At 72.1% G+C, this 13,252-nt stretch carries 14 protein-coding genes; 9 read left to right on the forward strand and 5 right to left on the reverse strand.

Going from position 1 to position 13,252, the window contains the following annotated elements; translation table 11 throughout:
- Complete coding sequence (locus NE236_RS38795) at positions 1–753, forward strand: ABC transporter permease (RefSeq protein WP_252847284.1); 753 nt, start codon at positions 1–3, stop codon at positions 751–753.
- A gap of 178 nt (positions 754–931) precedes the next feature.
- On the opposite strand, the gene NE236_RS38800 is transcribed toward NE236_RS38795, so the two are convergent.
- Complete coding sequence (locus tag NE236_RS38800) at positions 932–1,549, reverse strand: TetR/AcrR family transcriptional regulator (RefSeq protein ID WP_252847285.1); 618 nt, start codon at positions 1,547–1,549, stop codon at positions 932–934.
- 105 nt (positions 1,550–1,654) lie between these two features.
- Entirely contained in the window at positions 1,655–2,065 is a 411-nt protein-coding gene (locus NE236_RS38805) for a hypothetical protein (RefSeq protein WP_252847286.1), read from the reverse strand.
- A gap of 242 nt (positions 2,066–2,307) precedes the next feature.
- Between NE236_RS38805 and NE236_RS38810 the strand changes: the two genes are divergently transcribed.
- Together NE236_RS38810 and NE236_RS38815 are read left to right on the forward strand one after the other, a co-directional pair.
- Entirely contained in the window at positions 2,308–2,931 is a 624-nt protein-coding gene (locus NE236_RS38810) for an HAD family hydrolase (protein WP_252847287.1), read from the forward strand.
- A 44-nt stretch (positions 2,932–2,975) separates the two neighbouring features.
- Positions 2,976–3,362, forward strand: a complete 387-nt coding sequence (locus NE236_RS38815) for a cold-shock protein (protein ID WP_252847288.1) — start codon at positions 2,976–2,978, stop codon at positions 3,360–3,362.
- Between the two features lie 68 nt (positions 3,363–3,430).
- Here NE236_RS38815 and NE236_RS38820 read toward each other — a convergent pair whose 3' ends face one another.
- On the reverse strand, positions 3,431–4,831 hold the full coding sequence (locus NE236_RS38820) for an MFS transporter (RefSeq protein WP_252847289.1): 1,401 nt from the start codon (positions 4,829–4,831) through the stop codon (positions 3,431–3,433).
- Positions 4,832–4,891: 60 nt separating this feature from the next.
- On the opposite strand from NE236_RS38820, the gene NE236_RS38825 reads away from it, so the two are divergent.
- Together NE236_RS38825 and NE236_RS38830 are read left to right on the forward strand one after the other, a co-directional pair.
- Positions 4,892–5,704 (forward strand): DUF3027 domain-containing protein, encoded by an 813-nt coding sequence (locus tag NE236_RS38825; RefSeq protein ID WP_252847290.1) that lies wholly within the window; start codon positions 4,892–4,894, stop codon positions 5,702–5,704.
- 41 nt (positions 5,705–5,745) lie between these two features.
- On the forward strand, positions 5,746–8,718 hold the full coding sequence (locus NE236_RS38830; RefSeq protein ID WP_252847299.1) for a sacsin N-terminal ATP-binding-like domain-containing protein: 2,973 nt from the start codon (positions 5,746–5,748) through the stop codon (positions 8,716–8,718).
- Positions 8,719–8,852: 134 nt separating this feature from the next.
- Here NE236_RS38830 and NE236_RS38835 read toward each other — a convergent pair whose 3' ends face one another.
- A complete protein-coding gene (locus NE236_RS38835) occupies positions 8,853–9,218 on the reverse strand; it encodes a winged helix-turn-helix transcriptional regulator (RefSeq protein ID WP_252847291.1) in 366 nt (121 codons plus the stop codon).
- Positions 9,219–9,274: 56 nt separating this feature from the next.
- Here NE236_RS38835 and NE236_RS38840 point away from each other — a divergent pair, with 56 nt between their 5' ends.
- Positions 9,275–10,099, forward strand: coding sequence for an MBL fold metallo-hydrolase (locus NE236_RS38840; protein WP_252847292.1), 825 nt, complete (start codon positions 9,275–9,277; stop codon positions 10,097–10,099).
- A gap of 372 nt (positions 10,100–10,471) precedes the next feature.
- Here NE236_RS38840 and NE236_RS38845 read toward each other — a convergent pair whose 3' ends face one another.
- Positions 10,472–10,717 carry a DUF2530 domain-containing protein gene (locus tag NE236_RS38845; protein ID WP_252847293.1) on the reverse strand — a complete coding sequence of 82 codons (246 nt, stop codon included), beginning with the start codon at positions 10,715–10,717 and terminating at the stop codon, positions 10,472–10,474.
- 356 nt (positions 10,718–11,073) lie between these two features.
- Here NE236_RS38845 and NE236_RS38850 point away from each other — a divergent pair, with 356 nt between their 5' ends.
- From NE236_RS38850 to thpR, 3 genes are all read left to right on the forward strand, one after another.
- The gene (locus NE236_RS38850) at positions 11,074–11,514 is read left to right on the forward strand and encodes a MarR family winged helix-turn-helix transcriptional regulator (RefSeq protein ID WP_252847294.1); all 441 of its coding nucleotides are present in this window, start codon (positions 11,074–11,076) and stop codon (positions 11,512–11,514) included.
- Positions 11,515–11,516: 2 nt separating this feature from the next.
- A complete protein-coding gene (locus NE236_RS38855; RefSeq protein WP_252847300.1) occupies positions 11,517–12,755 on the forward strand; it encodes an MFS transporter in 1,239 nt (412 codons plus the stop codon).
- 40 nt (positions 12,756–12,795) lie between these two features.
- On the forward strand, positions 12,796–13,252 hold a 457-nt coding region (gene thpR / locus NE236_RS38860; RefSeq protein ID WP_252847295.1), incomplete at its 3' end, for an RNA 2',3'-cyclic phosphodiesterase.

Genomic DNA, 13,252 nt, shown 5'->3' on the forward strand with positions numbered 1-13,252 from the left:
ATGCTCGCGCGGGTGGCCGCGATGTGCGTGGTGGAGCTGCAGAAGATGCGGCACGACCGGACGGAGATCTACACCCGCGCGATCCAGCCCGCGCTGTGGTTGCTGATCTTCGGTGAGACCTTCTCCCGGATCCGGGCCATCCCGACCGGGCGGGTGCCCTACCTGGACTACCTGGCGCCGGGAATCCTGGCCCAGTCCACCCTGTTCATCGCGATCTTCTACGGGATCCAGATCATCTGGGAGCGGGACGCCGGCGTCCTGGCCAAGCTGCTCGTCACGCCGACGCCGCGGGCCGCGCTGGTCACCGGCAAGGCGTTCGCCGCGGGGGTGCGCTCCCTCGCCCAGGCCGTCGCCATCATGGTGCTGAGCGCGGTGCTCGGCGTGGCCCTGACGGTGAACCCGCTGCGCTGGCTCGGGGTCGTCGTGGTCGTGATGCTCGGTACCGCGTTCTTCTCGTGCCTGTCGATGACCATCGCCGGCCTCGCCATGTCACGGGACCGGTTGATGGGCATCGGCCAGGCGATCACGATGCCGTTGTTCTTCGGGTCGAACGCGTTGTACCCGGTCGGCATCATGCCGGAGTGGCTGCGCGTCATCAGCCACGTCAACCCGCTGAGCTACGAGGTCGACGCCCTGCGGGACCTGCTCATCGGCACGCCGGGGCATCTCCTTCTCGATGTCGCGGTGCTCATCGTGGCCGCGGCGGCCGGGATCACGGCCGCGTCGGCGCTGCTGGGCCGGCTCGTTCGCTGAACCGGCCCCCGGCCGCTAGGGCCTGTCTCAAAGCCCCACTGTCCTACTGCGCGGTGTCCAGGCGGCGCCTCGCCGCGTTGTCGTCGGTCGCCAGCCAAAACCAGGCTGACTCCCTCCTCCGCCTTACGAGGCACCACCTGGACACCGCTCGCTACGGACGGGGACTTTGAGACAGGCCCTACTGGACCGCCTCGGCGGGCTTTCCGACCAGTCCCATCGCGAGGCGGGACCAGCCGTTGATGAAGCGCTCCTCGTCGATGCGGTTGGGGGCGGCGTACAGGGCGTCCTGGGCGAGCCAGTAGTTGACGATCGCCCCGCCGAGGGACAGGGCGACGGCGTCCCAGTCCTCGTCGATGCCGGCCATTTCGGGCTGGCCGGCCAGCCACTTGCCGAACAGGTCGTAGAGCGGGTTGGCGATGCCCTCGCGCATCTCGGCGACGAGGTTGGGGAACTTGTCCAGGTCGCGGAAGAGGACCCGGATGAGGTCGGCCTCCTCCCGCATCTTCGCCAGGCCCGTCGACGCGGCCACACGCAGCCGGTCGACGAGCGGCTGGCCGTGAATCCCGGCCGACTGCTCGAAGGCCGTCGCGATCTGCTCGGCCGTGCGGGCGATGTGCTCGCGCACGGCGGCGGCCAGGACCTCCTCCTTGGAGCGGAAGTGGCGGTACAGCCCACCGGCCCCGGGGGACAGGCCTGCCGCGGCCTCGATCTCCGCGACGGACGTCGCGGAATAGCCTCGCTCGGCGAACAGCCGGAGCGCCTCGGCGACGATCCGTTCTCGGGTCGATCTCTGCATTTTCTGTGCTCCTCCGAGAAAGAGCGTAGGCCATCGAACGGTCGGCCGATGTCGTACGGAATCGTCGTCTCACGCACTGTGACAGGGCGCGTACGAGCGTGGGGCTCAGCGAATCCGCCGGATCAGGCCCGCGCCGACCCGCCCGGCGATGAGGTACACGACCGCGGCGATCCCGTAGTCGACGATCACCGCCACGCGCTGGTCCTTGGGCGTGAACATGTCCCGGAACTCCCAGGCGAGCGACTGTGCCCAGTCGTTGACCGTGCGGACGATCGGGTTGGCCTGATTGGCGGAGAAGACGACGAAGGCGATGTGCAGGGCCAGCACGATCGCGATGACCGTCGCGGCGACCGCCACCAGCGTGGCCACGGCGCCGGCGGCTCTGGCCAGGCTCTTTCGGACCGGCTCGCCATCGGGCCGGTGCCGTCCGGGCTGAGGAGCGGTCCGCTCGGCGGGGGAGCCGTTCTGACCGGAATCCTCGGCGACATTTCCCGACTTACTACGCCATCTCGCCATTTTATTTTCTTACTTTCGAGACCGGTTCGACATCTGCGTGGTTCGAAGAGCGACCACTGGGTATATCCGCATCACGAAACCGCAGTTACGGGCTTGTAATTAATGCGAGCTCGGCCGGTGACCACATCAATAGATCCAGATTTCGCGCAGACTCCGCGCCCTCCCACTCGGATCCCGTCGCATCGCCACTACCGGGAGGGCGCGGGCACGCGTGACTCGCCATGGTACGTACCCTATGGCGCGTGCTCGCTGTGGGATTCGACCTGGACCTGACCCTCGCCGACACCCGCAAGGGGATCGCCGCGGCCTTCGACCGGCTCTCGGCGGAGACGGGGGTGCCCATCGACACGGCCGCCGTGGTCTCGCGCCTCGGCCCGCCGCTGGAGACCGAACTGGCGTACTGGTTCCCGCCGGAGGACGTGCCGGAGCTGGCCGCCCGGTACCGCGCCTTCTACGGTGAGGTCGCGGTTCCCCGTACGTCGCCCATGCCCGGCGCGGACGCGGCCGTCGACGCCGTACGTGCCCGGGGCGGGCGCGTCATCGTCGTCACCGCCAAGAACCAGCGCGACGCCGAGTCCACCGTCCGGTTCCTCGGCCTGAACGTCGACGCGGTGGCCGGCGGCCTGTTCGGCGCCGGGAAGGGCGCGGCGCTGGTGGAGTTCGGCGCCACCGCGTACGCCGGGGACCACGTCGCGGACATCGACGCGGCGCGGGCGGCGGGCGCCCGCAGCATCGCGATCGCCACCGGCCCGTACGATTCGGAGGCGCTTCGAGCCTACGGAGCCGATATCGTGTTGCCCGATTTGCGGGGCTTCCCGGACACTTTGAGCGAACTGATCCACCCCGGTTCCCCGTCGAGGCAATAGCCTTGATGTCACCCGCCCTGACAAGAGCTAGCAACGAGGTCCCCGTGCCCACTGGCAAGGTCAAGTGGTATGACGCCGACAAGGGATTCGGCTTCCTCACCCGCGATGACGGTGGTGAGGTGTTCGTTCATTCCTCTGCGCTGCCCGGCGGCGTGGCCTTGCTCAAACCCGGGCAGCGCGTCGAGTTCGGGGTCGTCGAGGGCCGGAAGGGGCAGCAGGCGCTGAGCGTCCGCACGCTCGACAACCCGCCGTCGGTCGTCAAGGCCAAGCGCAAGAAGCCCGACGAGATGGTCGAGATCGTCGAGGACCTCATCAAGCTCCTCGACGGCGTCTCCACCACCTACCGTCGCGGCAAGCACCCCGAGGGCAAGATCGCCCAGAAGATCGGCGAAGTTCTGCGCGCCGTCGCGGACGACCTGGATCCGCAGTAGAACTCGCGCGGAATGGGCGTCGGATCAGCCCGGCGGTCCATTCCGCGTGAGCTCTCGGTCCCGCGCCGTCAGGCGGTGGTGTCGGCGACGCTCGGCTCGCCCTCCGCGGCCCGGTTGCGGCGTCTTACGGCGCGGCGGCTCCTGCGGGGGGAGGCCAGCGCGGCCAGGGACAGCGCGAGCGCGCCGGCCACCGCGGCGAGCGCGAGGTGGCCGTTGGAGGCCACGATCGACATGCCGAGCCCGGTCAGCCCGCCGGTCACCCAGACGAGCTGGTGGACCGTCTCGGACACCGCGAACGTCGACGACCGGATCTCCTCGCCGATCTCACGCTGCACGATCGCGTCCAGCCCCAGCTTGCCCAGGGACTGGCCGAGCGCGCCGACGAACGCCACCACCAGCGCGGCGACCAGCCCGAAGAACGCCGCGCACACCGCCGCCGTGACGGTCGCCATCGCCAGCGTGCCGAACACGATCGCCCGCGGCGCCCGCGCCTTGACGAGGGCGCCCAGGCCGGTACCGGCCAGCCCGCCCGCGCCGGCCGCGGCGGCAAGCAGGCCCAGCGCGACGTTGGGCGAGACCGGCTGGACGAACCCCTTGGTCCGCAGCAGGAACGCCAGGTAGAGGATCAAGAAGCCGGCGAACGCCCGCAGGGTCGCGTTGACCAGCATGGCCTCCCCGACCACCGGCCCGACCCGCAGCAGGGTCCGCCAGCGGCCCCGGTCACCCGTGTGGTCCTGTGCCTGGTCGGCGTGGGTCTGCGCCGGGTCGGACGGCCGGGCGCCGGCGTCTGGCGTGTCCACGTGCGACGGCAGCCGCATGGCGGAGATCGCGCCGATCATGAAGACGAGCGTCGCGAGGCGCAGCGCCCAGCCCGCGTTGGCGAGGGCCACCAGGCCCGCCCCGAGCGGCGCCATGATCGACGCGGCGACCAGGCCGGTGAAGGACGCACGGGCGTTCGCGGTGACCAGGGCGAGGCCGGCGGGCAGCACCCGGGGCGTGACGGCGCTGCGCGACACCCCGAACGCCTTCGACAGCACCAGCGCCCCGAACGCCGCGGGCATCAGCGTCACCGGATCCTTGTGCAGAACCGCTCCGGCCATCCCCCAGCACAGCAGGCCACGGGCCAGCATCGTGCCCGCGATCGCGATCCGCCGGGCGTGGCGCATGTGATCGAGCACCGGGCCGATGAGCGGCGCGACCAGCGCGAACGGCGCCATGGTCACGAGCAGGTACAGCGCGACCTGGCTGCGGGCCTGCTGGACGTCCAGATTGAAGAACATCGTGCCCGCCAGCGCCACCGCGATCAGGGCGTCACCGGCGCTGTTGAGCGCGTTCAGCTCGATCAGGCCGCCCAGCCCGGTGCCGCCCGCGCCGCCGGCGTGGGTGGCCCTGCGCGTCACGCGCCCCATCTTCTGGGCCACCGCGCGCACCGCCCGCCCGGCGGCACCCGTACGTGCCCACAAACTCATGCCGTCAAGTCTGCCTCTTCGAGGCAAACCCATGCCCTGGGATGAGCGACAATCGTGTATGTGAGTCCTGTGCGTTCCACCAGCCCGGCCGTCACCCGGCGGAGCCGTACCCCCGCGATCGACCCCATCGCCGCTGAGGCGGTCGATCTGGCACGCGCGGCGGCCGAGGACACGTCCCGGCCGGAATTCGTCGGCGATCACCTCGGCATGGTTCCCGAAGGGGACCGTGTCGTCACCCACTACTTCACCTGCCTCGACCCGGCCTACCACGGCTGGCGCTGGGCCATCTCGGTCGTCCGCGCCTCCCGGGCCAAGCACGCCACGGTCAACGAGAGCGTCCTGCTGCCCGGCGAGGACGCCATGCTCGCGCCCGAGTGGGTGCCGTGGAGCGACCGGCTGCGTCCCGGCGATCTCGGGCCCGGCGACCTACTGCCGACCACCCCGGACGACCCGCGCCTGGCGCCCGGCTTCACGCAGACCGACGAGGTCGACGCGGAGCTCGGCTGGGAGTTGGGCCTCGGCAAGCCCCGCGTGCTGTCCGCCGAGGGCCGCGACGAGGCCGCCATCCGGTGGTACGGCGGGGACGCCGGCCCCGAGACCCCCGTCGCCCGCTCCGCCCCGGCGCAGTGCGGCACCTGCGGCTTCTTCGCGGCGCTCGCGGGATCGCTGCGGCAGGCGTTCGGCGTGTGCGCCAACGAGTACGCCCCCGATGACGGAAAGGTCGTCTCGGTCGATCACGGATGCGGCGCCCACTCCGAGGCCGTGGTGCTGTCGCCCACGACCGAGGCCGCGCCGCCGATCGTCGACGAGATGGGGTACGACGTGATGCCGTCGGCCACACTCACCGACGAGGAGGCCCTCGGCCACAGCTGACCGGCGGGGCCCGTACCGGAACAGCCGTGGAGAGGCAGGAGATGGACGACCCGTTCGACACCGCGGCGATCCGTGCCCGGGTGCTCGCCGCTTGGACGGCGTCGCCGGCCCGGTTCCGCGAGGACGCCAACGCCGAAGAGGACCTCTCGCGGGGCGGTTACCGCGACCGGGTGATCGTCGAGTTGGCGCAGAACGCCGCCGACGCGGCCGCCCGCGCCGGCGTGCCCGGCCGGATCCGTCTCACATTGCGAGACGGCGTCCTGAGCGCCGCGAACGCCGGCGCGCCGCTGGACGCCGCCGGGGTCGAGGCGCTGAGCACGCTTCGGGCCTCCGCCAAACGCGACGACGCCCGCGCGGCCGGCCGGTTCGGCGTCGGTTTCGCCGCCGTGGTCGCGGTCAGCGACGAGCCGTCCATCGTCTCCCGTCCAGGGGCGTCGGCGGTCGCCTGGTCGGCCGATCGCACCCGCGAGGCCGTGGCGCACGTTCCCGGGCTCGCGGCCGAGCTGGACCGCCGTAGCGGCCACGTGCCCGTCCTGCGCCTGCCGTTCGCGTCGCCGGCCGCCGCGCCCGTGCCGGAGGGGTTCGACACGCTCGTACGGCTGCCGCTGCGCGACGCGGACGCCGAGACGCTGGTCCGGCGACTGCTGACGGAGACCGGTCCGGCGCTGCTGCTGTCCCTGCCGGCCCTCGCCGAGATCACGATGGACGTCGAGGGCGACGTCCGTTCGCTGCGTGCGACGTGGGACGCGCCGGAGGAGGAGGCCGCGACCAGCTCGGTGACCGTGAACGGCACCACCTGGCGCACCGCCGAGGCCCACGGAGAGGTGGCGGCCGAGCTGCTGGCGGACCGGCCGGTTGAGGAGCGGCCCTACTGGCAGGTGCGCTGGGCGATCGCCGACGAGCCGCTGCCGGACGACGTGCCCGCCGTCATCCACGCGCCGACGCCCAGCGACGAGCCGCTCGGCCTGCCCGCGCTGCTGATCGCGTCGTTCCCGCTCGCCCCCGACCGGCGGCACGTCGCCCCCGGCCCCCTGACCGACTTCCTGGTCGAGCGGGCGGCCGAGGCGTACACCCGGCTGCTGCCGCCGACCCCGCGCCTCCTCGACCTGGTGCCCGGCCCGGTCGCCAAGGGGGAGCTGGACGCCCGGATCCGCCGCGCGATCCTCGCCCGCCTTCCCGACCTGCCGCTCCTGCCGACGATTCCCGACACCCGTGAGCCGGACGCCGCCGAGGACCGGGCCGTGCCGGGCCCCGCCCACTTCGACGAAGGTGATGCACTCGCGCCGTCGACAGGGGCACCGATCCGGGTCCGGGGCCGCGACGCGGTGGTCGTGGACGGCCCCGCGGCCCTCCCGAACGTACTGTCGGAGGTCGTACCCGGCCTGCTGCCCCCCGGCTGGCCCGCCCGCCACCCGGCCCTGACCGCGCTCGGCGTACGCCGCCTGAGCCTCGCCGACGTCGCCGACGCGCTCGCGGGCCTGGACCGGGAGCCCACGTGGTGGCGACGTCTGTACGCCGCGCTGGACGGCGCCGATCGCGACGCCCTCGCCGGGCTGCCCGTGCCCCTCGCCGACGGCCGTACCGTCCGGGGCCCGCGCGGGCTGCTCGTCACCGAGCCGGAGGGGCTGGACGCGCTGGGCCTGCGCGTCGTCCACCCGGAGGCGGCGCATCCGCTGCTGCTGCGGCTCGGGGCCGTCGAGGCGGGGCCGCGCGCCGTGCTCACCGACGCGGCCACGCGCGCCGCGGTGGCCGCGTCGTACGACGAGGAGGACCCCGAGCCCATCGGGCACGCCATCCTCACGCTCGTCGCCCGCGCCCATCTGCGGCCGGGTGAGGAGCCGTGGCTGGCCGAGCTGGCGCTGCCGGGCGACGACGGGGAGCCGTATCCGGCCGGCGAGCTGCTGCTGCCGGGGGCGCCGCTGGCCGACGTGATGGCCGACGACGCGCCGTTCGGCGTCGCGGACCCCGAGCTCGTCGAGCGGTACGGCGCGGAGGTCCTGGAGGCCGCCGGAGTGCTGCGGACGTTCGCGGTGGTCCGGGGCGAGGACGTCATCGAGCCGGAGTTCCACCTCGACGACGAGGAGGCGTGGGCGGAGGGGTTCGGCGCCGGATACGTCATCCCGGAGTTCACCGCGGTGCGCGACCTGGAGTTCGTCGCCGACTGGCGGGCGGGATTCCGCCTGCTCGCCGAGCCGGACCCGCGCGCGGCCGTCGTCGAGCCGACCCGCGTCGTCCTCGCGGACGGCCGCCAGATGACCGCCCGCTCCTACACCGCCTGGTGGCTGCGCCGGCACCCCGTCCTGGACGGCCGCCGGCCCGACGAGCTGTGCCTGGGCGAGGACCTGGCCGACCTGTACGACCCGGCCCCGGCGGACCTGGACCCGGTGCTCGCCGAGGCGCTCGGGGTCCGCACCACCGCCCCGGCGCTCCTCGCCGAGGCCGGCGGCCCCGCCGAACTGCTCGACCGCCTCGCAGACCCGGCCCGTACGGTGTCCAGGGAGCGGTTGCGCGAGCTGTGGGCGGCACTGGCCCGTACCGACCTGGACGTCGAGCCGCCGGAGCACGTACGGGCCCTGGTGGACGGCGAGCCGGAGGTCGTCCCGGCCGAGGACGCCATCGTCGTCGACCGCCCCGACCTGCTGCCGCTTCTGCGCGGCCAGCCCCTGCTGTTCGTCCCGCCACACGTGGCGGACGCGCTCGAGCTCTCTCCGGGGAGCGAGGAGGTTCCCGGCGCGATCGAGTCGGCGGGAGAGGAGCGCCCGGTGCCCGAGACGGCGCGCGTGGTGCTCCCCGAGGCACCCCCGACGTACGTCCACCACGAGCGACTGATCGTGGACGGCCAGGAGATCCCGTGGTGGTTCGCCGACGGCACCGTCCACGCGAGCGGCGCCGCCGGCCTGGCCCGGGGCCTGGCCTGGGCGTGCGACCACTGGTCCGCCCGCCTGCTCACCGAGGCGGTCCTCCGTCACCCGGAGGACCTTCCAACCCTCCTCGCCGAGGACGATCTGGCCTGACACCGGCCCCGACCCGGGTGCGGCAGCGGCCGTACGAACAGATTGCTCGGTATCCGCTGTCGCAAAAGGGAATCAGACCCGCAGATCGCCCCCGGACACTGTCCTTATCCGAGCGTTCGGTCCGGGCGCCACTCTCATCGGCCTTCGGCACCCCAGGACCACAGGGCCTCCAGGACCGGTGCCAGGGCTCGGCCCCGCTCCGTCAGCGTGTAGGTCACGCGCGGCGGCCAGGCGGGGGTGCGGTGGCGTTCGAGGATCCCGGCCGCTGTCAGCTGCACCAGCCGCTCCGACAGCACCTTGTCCGACAGACCGGCCAGCGCCGTCGCGAGATCGGAGTAGCCGAGCTCTTCGGCGCGCAGGAACTGACGAAGCACCAGTGGAGTCCAGCGTCCCCGCAGCGCGGCGAGGGTGACCTCGACGGGGCAGTCCGGGTTCGGCTCTTCCGGCTCCGGGCAGGCGTCCAGCAGCTCTTGCAGGTGACCAACCGTTTGGTGCGCCACGATCGCGCCTCCTAGCGTCACGGCCGGACGGTGCCCGGCGAACAATGAGGAGTGTCATGCGCGTACATCATCTCGACTGCGGGTCCTTGCGCACCATCGCGGCGGTCGGCGAGGCGCTGCCGCCCGCGCGGGCGGTGTGCCACTGCCTGCTGATCGAGACGGACGCGGACGGCCTGGTCCTGGTCGACAGCGGGTTCGGCGGCGGAGACGTGGCCCGTCCCGGCGAGAGTCTCGGGGAAGAGTTCCTCGCGTTCGCCGCCCCGGTCCTCGACGCCGAGCAGACCGCCGCGCGGCAGGTCGCGCGGCTCGGCTTGGACCCCGCGGACGTGCGCCACATCGTGCTCACCCATCTGCACCGCGACCACACCGGTGGTCTCCCCGACTTCCCGCACGCCGAGATCCACGTCCACGAGGAGGAGTACCGCGCGGTCACCGACCCGGCGGCCGAGCATCACACGGAGAGCGTCTCCCGCTTCATGGCGGCGCATCGGGCGCACGGCCCTCACCTGGTCCCGGCCCGGACCGAGCGGGGGGACACCTGGTTCGGAATCGAGAACGTCTCCCGGCCGGACGGGCTGACCGCCGACATCCTGCTGATCCCGCTCCCCGGGCACACTCCCGGGCACAGCGGAGTGGCTGTACGGACCGGCGACCGCTGGCTGCTCCACGCCGGGGACGCGTACTTCTACCACGGCGAAGTCGAGGCAGAGCCTCCCGTCTCCCACTCCGAACTCGACCTGATTCAGGCGAGTGTGCAGGTCGACCCCGAGCTACGGCTGAGCTCCCGGGATCGGCTCCGCGCCCTGCACCACGAGCACGGCGACGAGGTCGAGATCTTCTGCGCCCACGACCCGTGGGAGTTCCGCAGGTCGGCCGGGTGAGAACACGACGTCGCGGAAGCTGCTTCTCGGGCGGCCGGTCCCTTTCAGCATGATCTAGCGAGGAACCCCGCCGTTGCCGTGCTGAGGGCCGGACAAATACGGCCCGAGGGTGCGGTGCCTCGTTCTGCGCCTTCTACTGGTGCAAGAAATTTCCCGCACCAGTAGAAGGCGCAGAACATGACGGCCCTCCCCCCGAGCAGCCGGGGCGCTCGTCCCGTACGGGCGGACGCCCCAGCCGGAACCGGGGCCGGCGGACGCCTCGCGGAAGACCCGGCCCTGCTCCTCAGCCATGGTGTGATGGTCGCATCTCTAACAGACCGTTCACGTCCTGATCGGCGCGCCCGAAGGCAACAGCGACGGCTGGCCGGAGGGTCAGGCGGTGTCGTGGTGGTGGGCGGCGGCTTCGCGGGCCCTCTGGAGGCGCGGGATGTACCAGCAGCCGAAGACGCCCATGCCGAAACCGATCACGCAGACCCACCGCCACCAGTGGTCGCGGGCGGGCAGCGGGACGAGCAGGAGCACGATGAACGCCACGGCGAACGCCGCCGCGCCGACGGCCGCGGTCAGGACGTCGTTGGTCTTGACGGGTTCGGGGACGTGACGTCGCTCGCGCCTCATGAGAATCAGCGTAACCGCCCGGGGTGGCGTGCCGTCCGGGGCGGGGAAGCTTCTTCGCCGTGAGGACGCGGGCCGCACTACCGAAGAGCCGTTATCGAACGGCCTGGACGGCCTCGTCCTGGGGCCGCGCTCCCGGACGATGCCGGTCCTCGGCGTGCCCGGACTGTCGCGCGGTGCTGCGGTGCGTTACCTTCCGGGCAGATGCTCGCCGGAGGGGTTCGTCGACGGCCGGGCTCGGTGGTCGGTGGCACGCGGTGCCGTTCTCCGGGAGGGGGGTCAGAGTCGTACGCCTTGCTAACGACCTTGCGGAATAGGAGTCGTCCGCGTATCGTTAGCAAAAGTAATGACTCATGCTAATGAACATGCCAACTTCGCAGACCAGAAGCCGTGCGGGCCTGGCAGCGGCCCTGCGCGTCTCCGTAAGCAGGCTGTCACGACGAATGCGCGCTCAGGCGGGACAGTCGCTGAGCGTCACCCAACTCGCCGCGCTCGGCGCGCTCTCCCGGCACGCCGTGATGACGCCGGGGGAACTGGCCGAGCACGAGAAGGTGCAACCCCCCTCGATGACCCGCGTGATCGCCGCGTTGGAGGAGCGGGGCCTGCTGACGCGCAGCCCGCATCCGACGGACCGGCGCCAGGTCATCCTGAGCGTGACGGAGGAGGGCGAGAAGCTCCTCAAGGAGGAGCGGCGCCGCAAGGAGGCGTGGCTGGCCCAGCGGCTGGCGGAGCTGACCCCCGAGGAGCGGGAGATCCTGCGCCAGGCGGCACCGATCCTGGAGCGCCTCAGCAAGGTCTGAGCCTGTTCCGGTCGCTGCGCAACCGCAACTACCGGCTGTTCGCCGCCGGGCAGGTCGTCTCCAACACTGGCACCTGGATGCAGCGGGTCGCGCAGGACTGGCTGGTCCTCGACCTCACGCACGGCAGCGGCGCGGCGCTCGGCATCACGACCGGCCTGCAGTTCCTGCCGCTGCTGCTGTTCGGGCTGTACGGCGGCGTGCTGGCCGACCGGTTCCGCAAGCGGCGCGTGCTCATGGTCACCCAGGCGGTGATGGGCGCGCTGGCGCTGGTGCTCGGCCTGCTCGCGGTCACCGGCACCGCCCAGGTGTGGCAGGTGTACGCTCTGGCGTTCGGCCTCGGCATGGCCACAGTGGTGGACAACCCGACCCGCCAGACGTTCGCGGTGGAGATGGTCGGGCGGGCCGATCTGTCCAACGCCATCGCGCTGAACAGCGCGATCTTCAACATGGCGCGGATCCTCGGCCCCGCGGTCGCCGGCGTGCTGATCGCCGTCATCGGCACCGGTCCGGTCTTCCTCGTCAACGCCGGGTCCTTCGGCGCCGTGATGCTCGGTCTGTACCTGATGCGCGAGGACGAACTCCACCTCAAGGAGCCCGTCCCGCGAGCGAAGGGCCAACTGCGCGAAGGGCTGCGGTATGTCCGGCAGCGCCGCGACCTGGTCATGGTGCTCACCCTCGTGCTGTTCGTCGCGGCGTTCGGCATGAACTTCCAGATGACGACCGCGCTGATGAGCCGCCAGGTCTTCCACAGCGGAGCCTCGTCGTTCGGCCTGGCCTCGACGATGCTGGCCGTCGGCGCGCTGTCGGGTTCGCTGCTGGCCGCGCGCCGCAGGAACCTGCGGATGCGGCTGCTGTTCGTCTCCGCGACGCTCTTCGGTGTCCTGGAGATCGCGACCGGCCTGATGCCGGACTACGTGTCCTTCCTGGTCCTGCTGGTGCCCACGGGCCTCGCGCTGCTGACCTTCAACACGGCCGCCAACGCGGTGATGCAGCTGAGCGTGCCGACGGAGATGCGCGGCCGGGTGATGGGCCTGTACATGCTCGTGTTCGCGGGCAGCTCGCCGATCGGCTCGCCGTTGATCGGCTGGCTGGCCGAGGTCTTCGGGCCGCGGTCGAGCATGGTCATCGGCGGGATCGTGTCGCTCGCCGCAGTCGTCGGAGTCGTCGCCGTCATGGCGCCGCGTCCCGTGCTCGACGCCGTACGGGCGGGCGGGCTCCGGGAGCTGCTCGCCACGAGGTGAGAGGCCGGCCTTCGTGAGGTGAGATGAGAGGCTGACCCTCGTGAGGCTTTTCGTCGCGCTGGTGCCGCCGGAGACCGTACTCGACGAGGTGGACGCCGTCTTCGCCCCGCACCGCGCCGCCCATCCGGACCTGCGCTGGACGCGCCGCGCGTCATGGCACGTGACGCTGGCGTTCTACGGCGAGGTCGACGATCAGGTCGTCCCCCGCCTGCTGCCCCGGCTCGAACGCGCGGCCGGGCGGCATCCGCGCCGGGAGCTGGCGTTCACGAAGGCGGGCGCCTTTCCCCGCCCCGCCTCCGCGCGGGTGCTGTGGACCGGCATCGAGGCCGACCTGCGCCGCCTCGCCGACTCGTGCGTGGCCGCCGCGCGCCGCGAGGGCGTCGACGCCGACGACAAGAAACGCTTCCACCCGCACCTCACCCTCGCCCGAGCCCGCGAACCGCTCGATCTGCGGCCGCTGATCGAGGCCCTGCGACCGTACGAGGGCACGCCCTGGA

Source organism: Actinoallomurus purpureus (assembly GCF_024055795.1).
In the GTDB taxonomy this organism is placed as follows: domain Bacteria; phylum Actinomycetota; class Actinomycetes; order Streptosporangiales; family Streptosporangiaceae; genus Actinoallomurus; species Actinoallomurus purpureus.

Excerpts from the sequence above, each read along its gene's own strand:
- NE236_RS38795 (WP_252847284.1), top strand. The coding sequence starts at position 1 with ATGCTCGCGCGGGTGGCCGCGATGTGCGTGGTGGAGCTGCAGAAGATG.
- NE236_RS38800 (WP_252847285.1), bottom strand. The coding sequence starts at position 1,549 with ATGCAGAGATCGACCCGAGAACGGATCGTCGCCGAGGCGCTCCGGCTG.
- NE236_RS38805 (WP_252847286.1), bottom strand. The coding sequence starts at position 2,065 with ATGGCGAGATGGCGTAGTAAGTCGGGAAATGTCGCCGAGGATTCCGGT.
- NE236_RS38820 (WP_252847289.1), bottom strand. The coding sequence starts at position 4,831 with ATGAGTTTGTGGGCACGTACGGGTGCCGCCGGGCGGGCGGTGCGCGCG.
- NE236_RS38830 (WP_252847299.1), top strand. The coding sequence starts at position 5,746 with ATGGACGACCCGTTCGACACCGCGGCGATCCGTGCCCGGGTGCTCGCC.
- NE236_RS38840 (WP_252847292.1), top strand. The coding sequence starts at position 9,275 with ATGCGCGTACATCATCTCGACTGCGGGTCCTTGCGCACCATCGCGGCG.
- NE236_RS38845 (WP_252847293.1), bottom strand. The coding sequence starts at position 10,717 with ATGAGGCGCGAGCGACGTCACGTCCCCGAACCCGTCAAGACCAACGAC.
- NE236_RS38850 (WP_252847294.1), top strand. The coding sequence starts at position 11,074 with ATGAACATGCCAACTTCGCAGACCAGAAGCCGTGCGGGCCTGGCAGCG.